Raw genomic sequence first — 16,668 nt, forward strand, 5'->3', positions numbered from 1 at the left:
AACGGGACGTCCGTGCATCCGGAAATCTCAGTTCAACCGCAAACCCGTCTCGGCATCGAAAAGATGCACGGCGGCAAGATCGGGCTGAAGCGCCAGGGTCTCGCCCGAGCCGGCGGTAACCCGCTCGCGGAAGACGCCCAGCACCCTCTGCTCGCCGAGCTGGGCGAAGACCTGGGTTTCGGCCCCGGTGGGTTCCACCACGGTGATCCTGGCCTGCAGGTTGCCGCCGAGGGAAAAGTGCTCGGGGCGGATACCGTAGACGACGCGCCGGCCCTCGCTGCCGGCCGGCGCTGAAGGGACAGGCAATTCCACGCCGTCATCGGTGACGAAACGCGGCGCGGGGCTGGTTTCCAGCCGGCCCTTGATGAAATTCATGGCCGGCGAACCGATGAAGCCCGCGACGAACAGATTGGCCGGGCGGTCGTAGAGCTGCAGCGGCGAGCCGATCTGCTCGATGATGCCGTCATGCAGCACCACGATGCGATCGGCCATGGTCATGGCCTCGATCTGGTCGTGGGTGACATAGATGGTGGTGGTCTTCAGGCGCTGATGCAGTTCCTTGATCTCGGCACGCATCTGCACGCGCAGCTTGGCGTCGAGATTGGAGAGCGGTTCGTCGAACAGGAACACCTGCGGCGCCCGCACGATGGCCCGGCCCATGGCGACGCGCTGGCGCTGGCCACCGGAAAGCTGGCGGGGATAGCGCGCCAGATAGGGGCCGAGGTCGAGGATCTCGGCCGCCCGCTTTACCCGCTCGTCGATCTCGGCCTTCGGCGTCTTCCGGATCTTGAGCGCGAAGCCCATGTTCTCGGCCACGGTCTTGTGCGGATAGAGCGCGTAGCTCTGGAACACCATGGCGATGTCGCGATCGCGCGGCGGCAGGTCGTTGACGAGGCGGTCGCCGATCTTGAGGGTTCCCTCGGTGATCGGTTCCAGACCGGCGATCATGCGTAGCAGTGTGGACTTGCCGCAGCCCGAAGGCCCGACCAGCGTGACGAACTCGCCATCCTCGATATTGATCGACACGCCATGAATCACCTTCTGGGCGCCATAGGATTTCTTGACGTCGACGACATCGACTGAGGCCATGCGGCGAGGTTCCCTCTGACTGGATTTGTCGGACGAGGATTGGTAGCCGAATGCTTCGCTGTTCGGCAAGGGTAGGGCTATGGTCATCCCGTGCGCGCTGCAGAGCGAAGCGGTGCGGCGCAGACACGGGACCGCGAGAGGAGAAAGGCGCCTTCTCTTGAGGGCGGTCCCGCATCTGCATCACATCGCTTCGCGCTGCAATGCGTGCGGGATGACTTCTCCTATTTGAACCCTTCGGCGCGGTAGACCTCCTTGCCGCCCACCACCGTCAGCAGCACCTCGGTCTTGGAAACCTCCTCCACGGGGATCTTGAGCGGGTTGCGGTCCAGCACGATCAGATCGGCGAATTTGCCGGGCTCCAGCGAACCGGTGACCTCGTCCTGATGCAGCTCATAGGCGGCGTCGATTGTGGCGGCCCTGAGCGCCTGGCTGATGGTCAGGCCGGGATCGGCGTTGAGCTTGCCCGGATTGCTCGGGTCGCTGCGGGTGACGGCGATCTGGAAGGCATACCATTCGTTGAGCGGATCCACCGGCCAGTCGCTGCCGAAAGCCACTCGCGCGCCAGCCTTGAAGATCTGGCCATAGGGCTCGACGAAGGGCAGGCGCTTCGGTCCGGCCTGCTCCTTGATGGCCGCCACCTGGTCGGGCGAGGCCGCGCCCCATTGGAAGGAGAGCACGGGAATGGCGCCTAGCTTGGCGAAGCGCGGCAGGTCGGCCGGATCCACCATCTCGTTATGCGCCAGTGCGGGCCGGATGTCCTTGCCCGGTACCTTGGCGCGCATGGCCTCGATCGCATCGAGCGTGACATGGACGGCACCGTCGCCATCCGTGTGCAGATGGGGATCGATGCCCGCCTCGGCGAGCCCGATCAGCAGCGGGGTAAGGCGGTCGGGCTGGACGTAGAGCGCGCCGCGCTCCGTGCCCGGCTGCCAGTCCGGCTTGTCGACACTGCCCTTGTTGACGAAATAGGGAGCTAGCGTATAGCCGGTCTGCGCCGGTGCCTGGATGACGCCGTCCATGAAGATCTTGGCGTTGCGCAGCGTGATGCCGGGTTCGGCCCGCAGCGGCCCCTGATCGAAGCGGGCGGCGAGCGTACGGACCCGCTGGACGTGGGCGTCGGCACTCTGGTCGGTGTCGGTGGCCAGCTTCGGCGCCAGATGGGCACGCGCCGTCAACTCGCCTCGCTTTTGCAGGGTCGCCCAGGCGGTCATCTCGCCCTCGTCGGCGGCCGCTTCGAGGAAGCTGGTGATGCCGCCCTTGCGCAGCGCCTCCAGCGCAGTGCGCCCGAAGGTGAGGTTCTGCTCGGCCTCCTGTTCGGGCGAGAGCTTGGGCATCGCCGCCATCACCAGTGCGTCACCGCCATCCTCCAGCATGCCCGTCGGCTCGCCAGCGGTGTCGCGCACGATCTTGCCGTCCTTGGGATCGGGGGTGTCCCTGGTGACACCCGCGAGCGCCAGGGCTCGGCTGTTGGCGAGCTTGGAGTGGTAGTCGAAATTGATCACCAGGATGGGGCGCTTGGTCTTGAGCTTGTCGAGCTCGCCGCGGGCCATGTCGGTGCCCGCCGGCAGCATCTTCTGGCGGAACCAGTTGTTGACGATCAGGAAGGCGTCGGCGGAGGCGTTCGGCTCCGCGTCGAGACAGGCCTGGATGGCGGCCAGGGTTTGGTCGAGGGTCAGGGCCGCATAGTTGAGATTGCATCCCGTCAGGCTCTTGCCGCCGCCGAGGGGGTGCATATGGCCGTCGATGAGGCCGGGCATGGCCATGCGACCGCCGAGATCGACCACCTTGGTCTTGGGGCCGATATGGGACTTGGCATCCGCGCCCGTACCGACGAAGACGATCCGTCCTTCGCGCACGGCCAGGGCTTCGGCCATGCTGTCCTTGCTGTCGGCCGTATAGATCGGGCCGTTGAGGTAAACCGTATCGGCAGGTCTGCTCTCCTGGGCATTGGCGCCGGCTGAACCGAGTGCCGAGATTGCGGTGAAGGCCATACAGAACAAGCCTGCCTTCAGGCTGTGGCTAATCATCTTCATTCCCCCTAAGACCCCTCCCGGTCTCCAGCGTCTTTGAAGAAACATGGTTGCACTTGGTTTGGAAAGACGCCATTTCCCCGCAGGGAGGCACGCATGAAAGCCAACAATTCACCGTCCGCCGAGGACGTCATCGTCGCGGTGTCCGGCGTCAGCAAGACCTACAAGACGGGCTTCCAGGCCCTGAAACAGATCGATCTCACCCTGCGTCGCGGCGAGATCTTCGCTTTGCTCGGGCCGAACGGGGCCGGCAAGACCACGCTGATCTCGATCATCTGCGGCATCGTCAATCCCTCCAGCGGTACGATCCGTGCTGACGGCTCCGACATCGTCAGGGATTACCGGGCCGCCCGCACCAAGATCGGGCTGGTGCCGCAGGAATTGTCGACCGATGCCTTCGAGACGGTATGGGCGACGGTGAATTTCTCGCGCGGCCTGTTCGGCAAGCCGCCCAATCCGGCCTTTCTCGAAAAGATCCTGCGCGACCTCTCGCTTTGGGAGAAGCGGGACTCGAAGATCATGGCGCTGTCGGGCGGCATGAAGCGCCGCGTGATGATCGCCAAGGCCTTGTCGCACGAGCCGACCATTCTCTTCCTCGACGAGCCGACGGCGGGCGTCGACGTCGAATTGCGTCGCGACATGTGGGAGATGGTGCGCGGGCTGCGCGAGAACGGCGTGACCATTATCCTCACCACCCACTATATCGAGGAAGCCGAGGAGATGGCCGACCGCATCGGCGTGATCAACAAGGGTGAGATCATCCTGGTCGAGGACAAGACCGAGCTGATGCGCAAGCTCGGCAAGAAGCAGCTCACGCTCAGCCTGCAGCAGCCCCTCGAAGCGGTGCCGACGGCGCTTGCCGCTTATCGGCTGGATATCGCCGACAACGGCAACCAGCTCGTCTACACCTTCGATGCCAAGGACGATCCGGAAGTGCTCTCGCGCCTGCTCCACGATGTCGGCGAAGCCGGTATCGGCTTCAAGGACCTGCAGACCAGCCAATCCTCGCTCGAGGACATCTTCGTCAGCCTGGTAGGGGCGCATTGATGAACATCCACGCCATTCGCGCGATCTACGTCTTCGAGATGTCGCGGACCTTCCGCACGCTCCTGCAGTCGATCGCCTCGCCGGTGATCTCGACCTCGCTCTATTTCATCGTGTTCGGCTCGGCCATCGGCAACCACATGCCCACGGTCGGCGGCGTGAACTACGGCGCCTTCATCGTGCCCGGCCTGGTCATGCTGGCGATCCTGACCGAGAGCATTTCCAATGCCTCCTTCGGCATCTACATGCCGAAATTCATCGGCACCATCTACGAAGTGCTGTCGGCTCCGGTCTCGGTGGTGGAGATCGTCATCGGCTATGTCGGCGCGGCCGCCTCCAAATCCATATTGCTCGGGTTCATCATCCTCATCACCGCCTGGCCCTTTTCGCATTATTCCATCGAGCATCCGTTCTGGATGCTGGCTTTCCTGGTACTCACTTCGGTGACCTTCAGCCTGTTCGGGTTTCTGATCGGCATCTGGGCCGATGGCTGGGAAAAACTGCAGATCGTGCCGACCCTGATCATCACGCCGCTGACCTTCCTGGGCGGCAGCTTCTATTCGATCAAGATGCTGCCCGACTTCTGGCAGGGCGTCAGCTACGTCAACCCGGTTCTCTATCTGGTGAGCGGCTTTCGCTGGGCCTTCTATGGGGCCTCCGCTTCCGATGTCGATTTCGGGCAGAGCCTGGGCATGACGCTGGTCTTCATGCTGCTGTGCCTGGCCGTGATCGCGCTGATCTTCCGCACGGGTTGGCGGATCAAGGTGTGAGCGAAGCTTCCAGGAGCCGTCTCGCAGCGGGCGGCGATTTCATGGCAAAGCGAGATTTGAAATAATGATCGAAACACCGCGCCTTCTCCTGCGCAAACCCATTCTCGACGATTTCGAGCCCCATGCCGCGATGTGGGCGGAGCCGGAAGTCTACCGGCACATCTCGGGCAGTAGGCGCAGCCGCGAGGACATGTGGCAGCGTTTTCTCCAGGCCCATGGCACCTGGCATTTCTTCGGCTTCGGCTATTTCTCGGTGATCGAGAAGGCGAGCGGGCGCTATCTCGGCATGACCGGCTTCCAGGATGCCATGCGCGACATCGAGCCAAGCCTGGTAGGCTCGCTGGAGGCGGGCTGGGTGTTCGCCTCCCACGCCCATGGCCGGGGCATCGCTTTCGAGGCAGGCCAGGCCGCCTTCGACTGGGCGCGCGGCATGCATCCCGGCCGCAGGGTCACGGCGATCATTGCGCCTGAGAACACTGCTTCGATCCGGATCGCCCAAAAGCTCGGTCTCGAGGCCGGCCCGGACGTCACCTATCATAATTCTGTCGTTACGCTGTTCGAGGGCTGGCTGGGTGAGACCGATACCCCGGCTCGACATTCCAACGGCGGCGCAGTAGCAGGGGCGTAACGATCACAGCCATGGCCGGGAAGGTGCAAGCATGCCGAATCAACCCACCGATGACGGGAAGCTGCCGCTGCGGGCAGGTCGAGTTCGAGGTTGCTGCTGCGCCCTTGATGACCATGGCCTGCCATTGCCGCGGCTGCCAGAAGATGACCGGGAGCGCCTATTCCCTCAGCGCGGCAATTCCTTCTGAAGGCTTTCGGGTCACCCGCGGCGAGCCCGTGATCGGCGCCCTGCATGGACCGACGAGGCATTTCTACTGCGGCCACTGCAAGAGCTGGTTGTTCACCAGGCCCGAGGGCATGGATTTCTTCGTCAATGTCCGCCCGACCATGCTGGCCGAAGCGGTATGGACGGAGCCGTTCATCGAAACCTTCACTGCGGAGAAGCTGTCCTGGGCCTCGACGCCGGCCCGTCATAGTTTCGAGCACTATCCGGCGCCCGAGATGTACCAACCCCTGATCGCCGAATTTGCCGAGCATATCGCCTTGCGTCAGGCGGATGAGGCGCCTGCCACAGGGCGTTGATCGATACCGGCGGCTGGGATTGCTTTCAGGTCTCGGCATAGGGCGTGCCGTCCTTGTGCAGGAAGCGACCGTCCGAACTGGGGCTCATCATGTCGATGTCGGAGCAATGGATCACGTCGGCGGGTGAGCGGGAGCCGATTTCGAGATAGTGCGCCACGGCACCGGATCTGTTGATCATGTGATGGCCATTGCCCGAGTCCTTGGGAAAGGCGGCGCAATCGCCGGCACGCAGGATCGTCTCGCCGCCATCCTCGACGAGAGTCAACTCGCCTTGCAGCACATAGACGAATTCGTCCTCGGCCGTGTGCCAGTGGCGCTGGCTCGACCAGTTGCCCGGCGGCAGCTGCATGAGGTTGATGCCGAAGTCCTGGAGACCGCCGGCATTGCCGAGGCGTTGGCGGACCCGTTCCACGCAGGGAGCATCGAAGGGCGACGGATAGCCTGAGCCTTGGTGCTTGGGGACGGTGGCAAGGTCGACCTTGGGCATGGCAAACTCCCGGGTGTCACGGCCGTCGGGGCGACGACGGCAGCAGAGCGGCCATCTTGCCTTTTCCAGGCTCTTGATCAAAGGGGGCATGGATGCCGCAGGTTCAGGTGCGGTGAGAAGCCATTGTCACTTGCGGCTTGACGGGCTCCGACGTGCGGCGCACACTGATGAAGTCGATTATGGCCGGTGACCTCGATCTTCAGCGGCCAATAAGCCCTTGAATCAACCAGCCTTTCACCGACGTGATTTGGCATGGTCTTCCACCTGGAAGGTGCGAAGGAAGTTAAGAAGGGCACGATATGAGCACAGGTACTGTGAAGTGGTTCAATTCCACCAAGGGATATGGATTTATCCAGCCGGACGATGGAACACCAGACGTTTTCGTACATGTGAGCGCTGTGGAGCGTGCGGGTTTGCGGGAATTGGCGGAAGGCCAAAAGATTAGCTTCGAGTTGGTTCGTGACCGCAAGACGGGAAAATCTTCGGCCGGCGACCTTAGGGTAGGCTGAACCCGGTAGGTTGCTGCGGGTGCTTGATGACATTGCCTTCGACAATTGCTCATCAGGCCTAGCATCCCAAGTGAGAATTCTTGCTCATCGTCATTGGCGACGAGGAATGTCGGTCGCATGAAAGTATCAAAATAGAGGCAGACATGATGCGGCGGGCCTTAAGCTCGTCCGCAAGTCTTTCTACCCCAAAACTCAAGGCATTCCACTTTCCTGACCTACTTCGTCGCACGCCGAAATCCGATTCAAGAGAAGATGGGGCGTCAGCGTCGAATCCATTCCAGAACACGACCGAAACAAAGGACAGGGGATGGGTATACACACTTTCGGAATTGGCGATCTTGTTATCTTGAAGCTTGCTCCCATCCGTCAGCAAGACAAGGCTTATGAAATTATCCGGCTGTTACCAGCTGATGGATCGGAGCCCATCTACAGGATCAAGAGCATAGGGGAGCCTTTTGAGCGGAGGGTCCGGGAGTCCGAATTGAGCGCCATGAAGATCGTCAATCGACTCAGCGTATTGCCGTCCCCCTGATCCATTGGGCCAGCCGCGCCAAATAGACCTGCTGGGGGCATTTCAATGCCATTCAGCGAATCCCTCGATTTATCGGACGCGCTGCCGCATATCCGATGGATGTATTTGGACTGGTCGCAGGGATTCGCTCTCTCCCGGTGGGAGCCGGCCAGGGGGATGCGAACCACTGAGCCTCTGGCCGGAGCTACCCTTGTATGACGGTCATTCCCTGTATCGGCCTTCCAGTTTCAATGCCAAAAGTGCTTGGGGCTTCATCGCGAACATGCGCGGTAATCCTGGCAAGGACATCGCAGGGCTGCCGGCCTTTGCTGCCTTCCGCAGGGCAGGTGAATAGCGCGAGGGCGCCCGATCACCGCAATCAGATGATCATGCCGAAAAAGCAAGATAATTCCTTCATGCGGCCTTTCAATAAAAAAATAAATTTACGCCTATATTTTTTTGAAAATTTACAATATATATAGAGAATTATCGATCTTGCTGATGAATTCCCAGGCAATTTCAAATTGCCTTTGACGATTCCCTCCGACAATTTCGGTAGAAATTTAGCGCCTGCTGCATCAACGCGGCAGGTTTATCTATGTCGATTGAAAGGAAATCGTCGTGAGCACGGGTACTGTCAAATGGTTCAACTCCCAGAAGGGATATGGCTTCATCGCTCCTGAAGATGGCAGCCGGGACATTTTCGTCCATATCAGCGCCGTCGAGCGGGCTGGCATGTCGGACCTTCGCGAAGGCCAGAAAGTCAGTTTCGACGTCGTCACGGACAGCCGCAGCGGCAAGGCCTCTGCAGACAACCTGCAGACCGTGTAGAACCAGCGTCTGCAGTCTTTTGACCACGGATGTACCGGCATGGTCTGTTGAGGCGCTCTGAAGAGGCCGGGTTCACACCCGGCCTTTTTTGCATCGGCCAGTAAAATGACCATCAACTCCCTCGGCGCCTCATCCGCCATCCGGTAGCATCATTGGTTTGGTCATAAGCCACGCCAAGCAGAATGTCGGTCGTCACGGGTACTTTGAGCTTGGCCAAGTGCATGCTCGCTTCATTGCCCGTGCAAGGCCATTGGATCGAGTAGCGATCATCGTTCCTCACCACGAGCCCGACCGGCGGCCAATCTCTCTCCTCGAGAGCCCATAAGATCACCATCGCTTCGCTCCGATAGGATTCCCCGATCAGGCTGCCATCAAAGGACCAGTCTTCCAGTTGGCACGATAGCGGTGGGCATGGCCAATACACGCGACAGGGGTAACAGGCTTCGCCGTCGCCTTTCCCTGGGCGTTGCCTGAATTGGGAAGTGGAACAGCCATCTGCGATCCACTTGCCCAAAGCGATATAATCGTTGCGAAACATTCCCTTGCAATGACAGCGCGGTTCATCGCAAGGGGGAAACTGAAAGATGTCAGGAAACCTGAGCGGGCTTCGCCGGTGAAGGGGCTCTCGCTGGACCGCTGCGCTTAGCCGCATTTTCACGCGGTTTCGGAGGCGGGAGAAGCCCCTCGCGCTGAGCTTGTTTGCGCGCGAGCTTGCGAGCCCGGCGCACCGCTTCGGCCTTTTCCCGAGTCTTCCTTTCGGACGGTTTCTCATAGGCCCGGCGGCGCTTCATCTCGCGAAAGAGGCCCTCTCGCTGCAGCTTCTTTTTGAGTACGCGTAAGGCCTGTTCGACGTTGTTGTCCCGCACCAGCACCTGCAATGAGTCATCTCCTTTTTGGTTGGGTAGACATGGGAGCAATCTCGAACATCGTTCATTGCTCCAAAAGCTCGATCTATTCGGTGTTGTGTCGATCGGATTTGGCCGTTCAGGATCAAGCCGTCAGGCGCGCGCTATCTCATGCTCTTTGACTGCGCGCAGATGCCGCTCACTCTTGCTCCTGATGCGATAGGCCGGCTCGGCATTTTCAACGGGAAGGATATTGACGATCTCGTAATACCCACTCTGCCCCACCAGGCCGGGACGCAAATAGACGACGGTGTCACCGATCCCGAATTTGTGACATGTCGGGCCGGGCTCCCCACTAGCCGAACGCGAGGTGTTTTTGGCACCGGCTTGAACGGCATGCTTTCCCTTCAGAGGATAGTGTTCATCGTCATAGAGAGAGCGAATGGCGGAGCCTGTGTATTCGCTCGTGTCTGTGTGAATAGAGACCCCGTTAAGATTGGCCCCATACTCGTCCACGGCAAATTTTACGGCAGAGGCGAGGCTGTCAAACCGGCGATATTTTACAGAATTTCGAGTCCATCCAGTGGACTTTGATTTTACAAAAAGCTCAGAAGGAATGCAAAAATCCAATTTTGACATATGTCAAACTATCACTAAATTCCAGATTTGTCATTATATATCTAAAATTAAGATAGAATGGCGGCGGGATAAATTTACGGTTTCTTTGAAATATTGAGCGTCTGCACCATCCTACCAATTGCGACCGCCCTCGATGAAGGAGCGCCAGGTGTCTAGCCCCAGCGGCGGTGCGCCCACATCCATTGCTCGGGATATTCACGCACCCATTTTTCGAAGAGCCGATGAATCTGGTGCGTTGCCGCGTCGATATCGGCATTCCGATCGGCGGTGCGGGGCATGTCGAGAATCTCGGCCTCGATCCGAAAGCGCACGCCGCGCGTACGGATGACGCGGGCCGCGACCAGCAGCGCATCGCTTCCCCTGGCAAGCAAGGCCGGAAAGGTGGTCGAAGGGGCGGGCCGATCGAAGAATGGCACGGAGAGCCCATTGCGGTCGCGCAGATCGGCCAGCAATGCGATAGCACCCCCGCCACGCACGATGCGCAGCAGCTTCTTGCCGGTATCCGCGCCCTTGACGAAAAGCCCGCGCGGATAGCGGTCGCGGCGCACCAGCGCGACATAATCGTCGACTTTCGGATTTTTCATGCGCTGATAGACGCCGGCGACCTTGATGCCATTCGTCACCGTCGGGATGACCACGAGTTCCCAATTGCCGGTATGGAGCGAGACGAAAACCACGCCCTTGCCGCTGGCCTTCACCGCCTCGATCAACGGGCCGCTCGCATCCTCGACCCGTCCGGCCTTGACGATGCGATCCACCATCAGGCTTTCGGCGAATGTTCGTCCCAGATCCATCCACATGGCACGCGCCAATGCGTCGATCTCGGCGGCGCTCTTTGCCGGATACGCCGCGGCGAGGTGCTGCAAGGCGCGCTCGTGGCGGCGCAGTCGCGGCGCGACCAGGCGCCATAGGGACCCCATGGCCCAGGAACCGAAATCGAGTGGCAAGAGGTGAAGCAGGCCCACAAGGCCGCGCAGCAGGATATATTCGGCGGCGTGCTTGGTGTTGCGCCAGCTGCGCCCTGTTTCCGACGGGATCACGTTGGATATATCTGACAAATTTACCATCATCGTAACCGATATCGCCGGTTCGACCGAATGTCGCGGCGACGCATCAAGGTCGTGGGCCCGAATCTCGGCTGTGGAGGATTGTGAGGCCACCAACCTTGCCTATACCGGCATCTGCGCCCGAGGCCTGTTCTTTCGGGGACTCGGCGCGGACCCGGCGCCCAGACCACAGACGGCCAGCCCTCCACCTGGAGGACCATCCGAGATTTGCACCCCTTCCCAGCCTACCTCATGGCGATCGCCGCGTCGGCCTCGTCCGCGTGGGCCTCAAGGAACTTTGACCCGGCTCCGCCATCGCACCCGCGCCTTGCCTGGAAGCCCGCAGTTCATGTTCCCGAGCCACTCTTTCGCGGGAATCCGCCACGCCCTTGAGCCTGTAAGCGGGCTCGGGGCCGTCTGCGGGCATTTGCCGGGTTACTTGATAAGGGCCTTCCTCGTGCCTTGAGATGGACGAATGAAGGGTGACGATATCGCCGACCTCAAACGCATGCTTCATCACTCACTCCTCCTTGGATGTTCTGGAGGTGTCGGGAGGCGCTCGCCGTGCCGCCAATATCGCGATCCGCGACGCGTCGAGCCGGCGACAATCAGGTCCTGGTGACGGTCGGGGCCGCACTTCTGGGTGGGCCGCCTCGTCCTCGCGACTGAGCTTTGGGTTTGGGGGCGGGCAGAAGGCCCTCGCGCTGGGCTTGCTTGCGAGCGAGCTTGCGCGCGCGGCGGACTGCCTCCGCCTTCTCGCGCACCTTGCGCTCGGACGGCTTTTCATAAGCCCTGCGCAGCTTCAGCTCACGAAGGACGCCTTCGCGCGCCAGCTTGCGCTTCAGGGCCTTGAGCGCCTGTTCAATATTGTTCTCACGAACGAGTATCAGCATACGAACTCCAAATACCAAAAACAAAAGGGCCGAACGCATCGCCGGCCCAAAGATGAATCGTAACCGTCTTGCACCAATCAACCGTTCTGATCGGTCGGGACTGAAGGCGGCGGGCACCTTTCCCTATTGCCAGCCACGGACTTACCCATCCCACGGCGCGCTACGGCGGGGCCGGGAGAAGAGTTGCAGTTTCCTGGAAAAATCGCAGCCTGCAGGCAGGATGCTGCAAGAGCTTCGGTCAATCCGCCGATCGTGGAGCGTGTCTCAATCAGGCCAGCATCTCACGCACTGGCTCCGCTCCAATTTTTGGAGTTGTACACCATTCACTGTGGGATAGCTAGGATCGGATGACCGCACGGTTCGATACATCTTGTCCGCCGGCCGTCCAGGATTGACCCGGGCTTCACAGGCCGATCCTGAATGGCGGGCATGGCGTTGGAAGGGGTGTGGGCTGAAACGCGCCGAATCCCGCCATGCTTGTAACTCACGCCGTTCGCCGGGCCTTCCTACAATCCCGTCATCGAACCAAGCAACGGGAGACAGCCATGACGGATCGCAGCTACACCACCAGTTTCACGGTCGACCAGACGCCGGCGCAGGCATTCGCCGCCATCAGCAATGTGCGCGGCTGGTGGTCGGAGACCATCGAAGGCGAGACCAGCCGGGTCGGCGAGAAATTCAAATATCGCTACGAGGATCTGCATCGCTGCGAGATCCAGGTGCGAGAGTTGATCCCGAACCGCAGGGTCGTCTGGCACGTCCTCGACAATTATTTCAGCTTCACGCAGGACAGGTCCGAGTGGAAAGGCACCGACATCCTTTTCGAGATCGCCAGGAAGGGCGAGCAGACCGAGGTCACCTTCACTCATCTGGGGCTCGTGCCCGACTATGAATGTTATGACGCCTGTTCGGACGGCTGGCACACTTATGTCAGTGGCAGCCTGCGGGACCTGATTGCCACCGGCGCGGGTCGCCCCAATGTCGGCGAGGCCATCACGGAAAGCGAGCAGCTGCTGACCCGCTGAGATGCGGTTTGGCCGGTTCTGGAGCAGGGCGCGTTCCCATTGGCGCGCCTTGCTCTAGATGCGGTCGAGGAAATCGAGCACCCGCCGAGTGAGCAGCCGCGTTGCATCCGCGTCGAAGGATGGCAGCGAATTGTCGGCGAAGTAATGCTGGTCCCCCGCATAGAGGAACAGTTCCGCATCCTCGGCTTTCCCGACGATCTCGCGCGCCGCCTGGATGTCGCCTTCGCCGACGAAGATGGGATCCCGGTCCATGCCGTGGATCTGTACCGGAACGCCCTGCGGCCAGGGGCCGAACGCCCATTCGCCGCTGATCGGCAGGCAGGAATAGAAGAACAGGGCGCCTCGGGCGCCCGGGCGCGTCTGCGCGAGCTTCTGGGCCGGCACCACGCCGAAGGAAAAGCCGGCATAGACCAGGTCCGAAGGTAGGCCGTCGGCGCAATGCTCGGCACGAGCCCGCATGGCGTCGAAGCCGACCTCATTGATATGAGCGAGGCCTTCCTCGATGCTGGCGAAGATGCGCCCGCCGAACAGGTCCGGTGCATGCACGCGATGGCCGGCGGCACGCAATGCGTCGGCGAATGCTCGCACGCCAGCGGTCAGGCCCTGGGCATGGTGAAACAGCAGAATCTCGGCCATCGTCGTTCCCCGCTGCCTGTGACGCCGCCAGCTAACCACGCCAATGTTGCAAATTGAAGGTCCTGCAGAACAGCGCTCCTCTCTCGCAGCATTCACGAGGGCGTCGGTGAATGTGGAACCACCGACTGCAATTCCGGCATATTCCTTTCGCCAGTCCAATTCACAGGACCGGCAGCCGGATGGGTGGCATTCTCGCCAGCTTCTGCAAGATTGGGGCAAAGTTCGATTCATCCGAATCGTATTTTTCCTCTGACTTATTGTTCTGACGCATTTTCTCAGCCGAAAGATCGGCCGGCTTTTCTGGAAAATGCTTTGGGGCCTCGCATTCGTTGCCCGGAGTGTTGCTCGATGAAATTGTTCTTTTCCGACAGGCAGATGGCCCATCGGCCGACCCAATACATGATCAATGGTCGTATCGGCAGCGCCCTTGAAAATCCCGAGCGCGCGCAAACCCTGGTCGGGTCTCTCACGGCGCTCGGTCTGACGCTCGAGGAGCCGAAAGATGCGGGTCGGGCGCCGATCGAGGCCGTACATGCCGGCCATTATGTCGACTTCCTGGAGACGGCCTATCGGCGCTTCCAGGAACTGCCCAATGCCGGGCCCGAAGTCCTGCCGGCCGTCAGCCCCTATCAGGGCGCCGACGCGGCCTTCCGCCCGCGTCCTGCCCCGCGCCCGAAGGGCATTCTCGGGCAGACGGGCTGGTACATCAACGGCCTGTCCAATGCGATGACGGAGCACACCTTCTCCTCCGCCTATCTGTCGGCCCAGAGCGCCGTGGCGGCCGCCGACGATCTCATCGCCGGCGCCTTCGACAGCTTCGCGCTTTGCCGCCCGCCGGGGCATCACGCCTATGTCGATCGCGCGGCCGGATTCTGTTTCTTCAACAATGCCGCCATCGTCGCCGAGCGGCTGCGCGCCCGCTATCAGCGCGTGGCCATCATCGATTTCGATACCCATCATGGCGATGGCACGCAGGCGATCTTCTACAGCCGCGGCGACGTCTTCTTTGGCTCGACCCATACGGACCCATCCAGCTACTACCCCCATTACACCGGCTATGCCGACGAGACGGGTGAGGGCGCGGGCGTGGGAACCAACCTCAACCTGCCCTTGGCCGAAGGCAGCGGCGACGAGGCCTTCGTCGAAGCCAACCGGGCGCTGGCCGCTGCCGTGACGGCGTTCGGGGCCGAGGCGCTGGTGGTGTCCGCCGGCTGGGATGCCCATCGCGAGGATCCGCTGTCCAAGCTGGCCGTGACCACCGCCGCCTATGAGGCGATCGGTTCCGTCTGGGGTGCGCTGCCCCTTCCCGTCGTGATCGTACAGGAGGGCGGCTATTCGCTCAGTGCGGTGTCGGAAGCTGCGCCGCGCTTCGTCTCGGCGTTCCGCACGGCCCGGCCGTCACGCTGATCCAGAAATCGAGACGAGGACCATCATGACACAGACTGTGACAGCCGGCGCCCAACAGGCGCCCGAGCGCCAGCCGATCCGTGCCGCACTCGGCGCCTTCGTCGGTACCATGATCGAATGGTACGATTTCTACGTCTACGGCACGGCCGCGGCGCTGGTCTTCGGCGATGTCTTCTTCAAGTCCGAAGATCGCTTCATGGGCATCATCGCCTCGCTCGGCACCTTCGCCATCGGCTTCGTGGCCCGTCCGGTCGGCGCCCTGCTGTTCGGCCATTTCGGCGACAAGGTCGGGCGCAAGAACTCGCTGATCATCACGCTCCTGCTCATGGGCGGGGCAACCGTGCTGATCGGCCTCTTGCCCGGCTATAATTCGATCGGCATCAGCGCCGCCATCCTGCTCATCGCGCTTCGCCTGATCCAGGGCGTTGCGGTTGGCGGCGAATGGGGCGGTGCGGTGCTGATCGCCGCCGAGCATGCACCGCCGAAATGGAAGACTTTCCTGGCCTCGGCCCCGCAATATGGCAGCCCGATCGGCCTGATGCTGGCCGCGCTCGCCTTTCGCACGGTCTCGGATCTGCCGCGCGAGGATTTTCTCGCCTGGGGCTGGCGCATTCCCTTCCTGGCCAGCGCCGTGCTGATCATCGTGGCCTTCGCCATCCGCGCCGGCATCAAAGAGAGCCCGGAACTGATCAAGCGGCTGCAGGAAGCGCCGCAGGACGACATCGTGCCGGCCAAGGAGATCTTCCGCACGCGCGGTTATACGCTCCTGCTCGGCATGGGCCTGTGCCTGCTCGGGGTCGCCGGCTTCTACTTCCTGACCACGCTGATGACGACCTTCACCACCGAGTCGCTCGGCATCTCCAAATCCGACATCCTGAACGTGATCTTCTGGGTCGGCGTGCTCGAGCTCATCGCCTTTCCGTTCGGCTCCTGGATCGCCACCCGGTTCAACGAACGCTTTTTGCTGGTGGCGATGTCGGCCGCTGCCTTCGTCTTCGCCATCCCGATGATGATGCTGATCGTCACCGGCGATCTCGGCAATATTCGCATCGGCATCCTGGTCGGCACCTTCTTCGTCGCCGCCCATTATGCCGTGATGGCGCCTTTCCTGACACGCGCCTTCCCGGTGCATCTGCGCTATACCGGCATTTCCCTGAGCTCGTCGCTGAGCGGTGCCATCTTCAGCGGCCTGACGCCCGTCGTCGGGGTCTGGCTGGTCAAGACCTATGGCGTGCAGTGGCTGCCGCTGTCGCTGCTCTTCATGGTGATCGCCGGGCTTACTCTGCTGTCGAGCCTGTTCCTGCCCATCGAAGAGGAGCAGGTCCGGTCCTGAAGGCGCTTTGGGGGCGGGTCTTCTGACCCGCCTTTCCGGTGAACGCGATGTTTCGTGAACGCGATGTTTCGAGCGGGTCGGAAGACCCGCTCCCCGACTCACGCTGCCTTGGTAATGGCCTCGATCACCTCGTCCACGGCAGTCTCGACGCTGACGCGGTCGTCGCCTTCGGCCATGACGCGGATGACCGGTTCGGTGCCGGAAGGACGGATGACCAGGCGGCCGCTGTCTCCGAGCTGCTTGCGCGCGCCCTCGATTGCCTTGGCGACCTTGGGATCATCAAGCACCTTGCCGCCACCCGTGCGCACATTCTTGAGGATCTGCGGCAGCGGGTCGAAGCGGTGGCAGACCTCGCTGACGGGACGGTCTGCCTTCTTGAGCACCGCCAGCACCTGCAAGGCGGCGACCAGGCCGTCGCCGGTGG

At 61.6% G+C, this 16,668-nt stretch carries 17 protein-coding genes and 1 pseudogene; 9 read left to right on the top strand and 9 right to left on the bottom strand.

Going from position 1 to position 16,668, the window contains the following annotated elements; all coding sequences use genetic code 11:
- Window positions 1–27 precede the first annotated feature (27 nt).
- Window positions 28–1,089 (bottom strand): sn-glycerol-3-phosphate ABC transporter ATP-binding protein UgpC, encoded by a 1,062-nt coding sequence (locus QM672_RS13530; RefSeq protein WP_311932912.1) that lies wholly within the window; start codon window positions 1,087–1,089, stop codon window positions 28–30.
- A 221-nt stretch (window positions 1,090–1,310) separates the two neighbouring features.
- The gene (locus QM672_RS13535; RefSeq protein WP_415083145.1) at window positions 1,311–3,116 is read right to left on the bottom strand and encodes an amidohydrolase; all 1,806 of its coding nucleotides are present in this window, start codon (window positions 3,114–3,116) and stop codon (window positions 1,311–1,313) included.
- 99 nt (window positions 3,117–3,215) lie between these two features.
- Between QM672_RS13535 and QM672_RS13540 the strand changes: the two genes are divergently transcribed.
- The 4 genes from QM672_RS13540 to QM672_RS13555 all read left to right on the top strand — a co-directional run bounded on the left by QM672_RS13540 (window position 3,216) and on the right by QM672_RS13555 (window position 6,082).
- Window positions 3,216–4,166, top strand: coding sequence for an ABC transporter ATP-binding protein (locus tag QM672_RS13540; protein WP_367625045.1), 951 nt, complete (start codon window positions 3,216–3,218; stop codon window positions 4,164–4,166).
- Window positions 4,166–4,933: an ABC transporter permease gene (locus tag QM672_RS13545; RefSeq protein WP_311932908.1), complete on the top strand. Its 768-nt coding sequence runs from the start codon at window positions 4,166–4,168 to the stop codon at window positions 4,931–4,933. Before QM672_RS13540 ends, QM672_RS13545 begins: the two co-directional genes overlap by 1 nt.
- A 64-nt stretch (window positions 4,934–4,997) precedes the next feature.
- Window positions 4,998–5,561, top strand: a complete 564-nt coding sequence (locus tag QM672_RS13550; RefSeq protein WP_415083148.1) for a GNAT family N-acetyltransferase — start codon at window positions 4,998–5,000, stop codon at window positions 5,559–5,561.
- Between the two features lie 50 nt (window positions 5,562–5,611).
- Window positions 5,612–6,082 (top strand): GFA family protein, encoded by a 471-nt coding sequence (locus QM672_RS13555; RefSeq protein WP_415083150.1) that lies wholly within the window; start codon window positions 5,612–5,614, stop codon window positions 6,080–6,082.
- 25 nt (window positions 6,083–6,107) lie between these two features.
- Here QM672_RS13555 and QM672_RS13560 read toward each other — a convergent pair whose 3' ends face one another.
- Complete coding sequence (locus QM672_RS13560) at window positions 6,108–6,569, bottom strand: cupin domain-containing protein (RefSeq protein ID WP_415083151.1); 462 nt, start codon at window positions 6,567–6,569, stop codon at window positions 6,108–6,110.
- 299 nt (window positions 6,570–6,868) lie between these two features.
- Here QM672_RS13560 and QM672_RS13565 point away from each other — a divergent pair, with 299 nt between their 5' ends.
- A complete protein-coding gene (locus tag QM672_RS13565) occupies window positions 6,869–7,078 on the top strand; it encodes a cold-shock protein (protein ID WP_149250444.1) in 210 nt (69 codons plus the stop codon).
- A 1,132-nt stretch (window positions 7,079–8,210) separates the two neighbouring features.
- Window positions 8,211–8,420, top strand: a complete 210-nt coding sequence (locus tag QM672_RS13570; protein ID WP_311932900.1) for a cold-shock protein — start codon at window positions 8,211–8,213, stop codon at window positions 8,418–8,420.
- A 587-nt stretch (window positions 8,421–9,007) separates the two neighbouring features.
- Here the strand turns inward: QM672_RS13570 and rpsU (QM672_RS13575) are convergent.
- The 4 genes from rpsU (QM672_RS13575) to rpsU (QM672_RS13590) all read right to left on the bottom strand — a co-directional run bounded on the left by rpsU (QM672_RS13575) (window position 9,008) and on the right by rpsU (QM672_RS13590) (window position 11,843).
- The gene (rpsU, locus tag QM672_RS13575) at window positions 9,008–9,298 is read right to left on the bottom strand and encodes a 30S ribosomal protein S21 (protein WP_311932898.1); all 291 of its coding nucleotides are present in this window, start codon (window positions 9,296–9,298) and stop codon (window positions 9,008–9,010) included.
- Between the two features lie 120 nt (window positions 9,299–9,418).
- Complete coding sequence (locus QM672_RS13580; RefSeq protein ID WP_367625049.1) at window positions 9,419–9,904, bottom strand: hypothetical protein; 486 nt, start codon at window positions 9,902–9,904, stop codon at window positions 9,419–9,421.
- Window positions 9,905–10,056: 152 nt separating this feature from the next.
- The gene (locus QM672_RS13585; protein WP_311932896.1) at window positions 10,057–10,962 is read right to left on the bottom strand and encodes a lauroyl acyltransferase; all 906 of its coding nucleotides are present in this window, start codon (window positions 10,960–10,962) and stop codon (window positions 10,057–10,059) included.
- Between the two features lie 596 nt (window positions 10,963–11,558).
- Entirely contained in the window at window positions 11,559–11,843 is a 285-nt protein-coding gene (gene rpsU / locus QM672_RS13590) for a 30S ribosomal protein S21 (protein WP_415083155.1), read from the bottom strand.
- Window positions 11,844–12,388: 545 nt separating this feature from the next.
- Here rpsU (QM672_RS13590) and QM672_RS13595 point away from each other — a divergent pair.
- On the top strand, window positions 12,389–12,868 hold the full coding sequence (locus QM672_RS13595; RefSeq protein ID WP_311932893.1) for an SRPBCC domain-containing protein: 480 nt from the start codon (window positions 12,389–12,391) through the stop codon (window positions 12,866–12,868).
- A 54-nt stretch (window positions 12,869–12,922) separates the two neighbouring features.
- Here QM672_RS13595 and QM672_RS13600 read toward each other — a convergent pair whose 3' ends face one another.
- Window positions 12,923–13,504, bottom strand: coding sequence for a dienelactone hydrolase family protein (locus QM672_RS13600; protein ID WP_311932892.1), 582 nt, complete (start codon window positions 13,502–13,504; stop codon window positions 12,923–12,925).
- 348 nt (window positions 13,505–13,852) lie between these two features.
- Between QM672_RS13600 and QM672_RS13605 the strand changes: the two genes are divergently transcribed.
- Both QM672_RS13605 and QM672_RS13610 read left to right on the top strand, forming a co-directional pair.
- Window positions 13,853–14,911 (top strand): histone deacetylase family protein, encoded by a 1,059-nt coding sequence (locus QM672_RS13605; protein ID WP_311932891.1) that lies wholly within the window; start codon window positions 13,853–13,855, stop codon window positions 14,909–14,911.
- A gap of 25 nt (window positions 14,912–14,936) precedes the next feature.
- On the top strand, window positions 14,937–16,244 hold the full coding sequence (locus QM672_RS13610) for an MFS transporter (RefSeq protein WP_311932890.1): 1,308 nt from the start codon (window positions 14,937–14,939) through the stop codon (window positions 16,242–16,244).
- Between the two features lie 98 nt (window positions 16,245–16,342).
- Here QM672_RS13610 and glmM read toward each other — a convergent pair.
- Window positions 16,343–16,668: pseudogene (glmM, locus tag QM672_RS13615) on the bottom strand (phosphoglucosamine mutase); the annotation flags it as partial.

It is taken from the genome of Labrys sp. (in: a-proteobacteria), from assembly GCF_047605565.1.
GTDB lineage: Bacteria > Pseudomonadota > Alphaproteobacteria > Rhizobiales > Labraceae > Labrys > Labrys neptuniae.

Excerpts from the sequence above, each read along its gene's own strand:
- QM672_RS13535 (WP_415083145.1), bottom strand. The coding sequence starts at position 3,116 with ATGATTAGCCACAGCCTGAAGGCAGGCTTGTTCTGTATGGCCTTCACC.
- QM672_RS13550 (WP_415083148.1), top strand. The coding sequence starts at position 4,998 with ATGATCGAAACACCGCGCCTTCTCCTGCGCAAACCCATTCTCGACGAT.
- QM672_RS13555 (WP_415083150.1), top strand. The coding sequence starts at position 5,612 with ATGACGGGAAGCTGCCGCTGCGGGCAGGTCGAGTTCGAGGTTGCTGCT.
- QM672_RS13600 (WP_311932892.1), bottom strand. The coding sequence starts at position 13,504 with ATGGCCGAGATTCTGCTGTTTCACCATGCCCAGGGCCTGACCGCTGGC.
- QM672_RS13610 (WP_311932890.1), top strand. The coding sequence starts at position 14,937 with ATGACACAGACTGTGACAGCCGGCGCCCAACAGGCGCCCGAGCGCCAG.
- QM672_RS13580 (WP_367625049.1), bottom strand. The coding sequence starts at position 9,904 with ATGTCAAAATTGGATTTTTGCATTCCTTCTGAGCTTTTTGTAAAATCA.
- QM672_RS13595 (WP_311932893.1), top strand. The coding sequence starts at position 12,389 with ATGACGGATCGCAGCTACACCACCAGTTTCACGGTCGACCAGACGCCG.
- QM672_RS13605 (WP_311932891.1), top strand. The coding sequence starts at position 13,853 with ATGAAATTGTTCTTTTCCGACAGGCAGATGGCCCATCGGCCGACCCAA.
- QM672_RS13560 (WP_415083151.1), bottom strand. The coding sequence starts at position 6,569 with ATGCCCAAGGTCGACCTTGCCACCGTCCCCAAGCACCAAGGCTCAGGC.
- QM672_RS13565 (WP_149250444.1), top strand. The coding sequence starts at position 6,869 with ATGAGCACAGGTACTGTGAAGTGGTTCAATTCCACCAAGGGATATGGA.
- rpsU (WP_415083155.1), bottom strand. The coding sequence starts at position 11,843 with ATGCTGATACTCGTTCGTGAGAACAATATTGAACAGGCGCTCAAGGCC.
- QM672_RS13540 (WP_367625045.1), top strand. The coding sequence starts at position 3,216 with ATGAAAGCCAACAATTCACCGTCCGCCGAGGACGTCATCGTCGCGGTG.
- QM672_RS13530 (WP_311932912.1), bottom strand. The coding sequence starts at position 1,089 with ATGGCCTCAGTCGATGTCGTCGACGTCAAGAAATCCTATGGCGCCCAG.
- QM672_RS13545 (WP_311932908.1), top strand. The coding sequence starts at position 4,166 with ATGAACATCCACGCCATTCGCGCGATCTACGTCTTCGAGATGTCGCGG.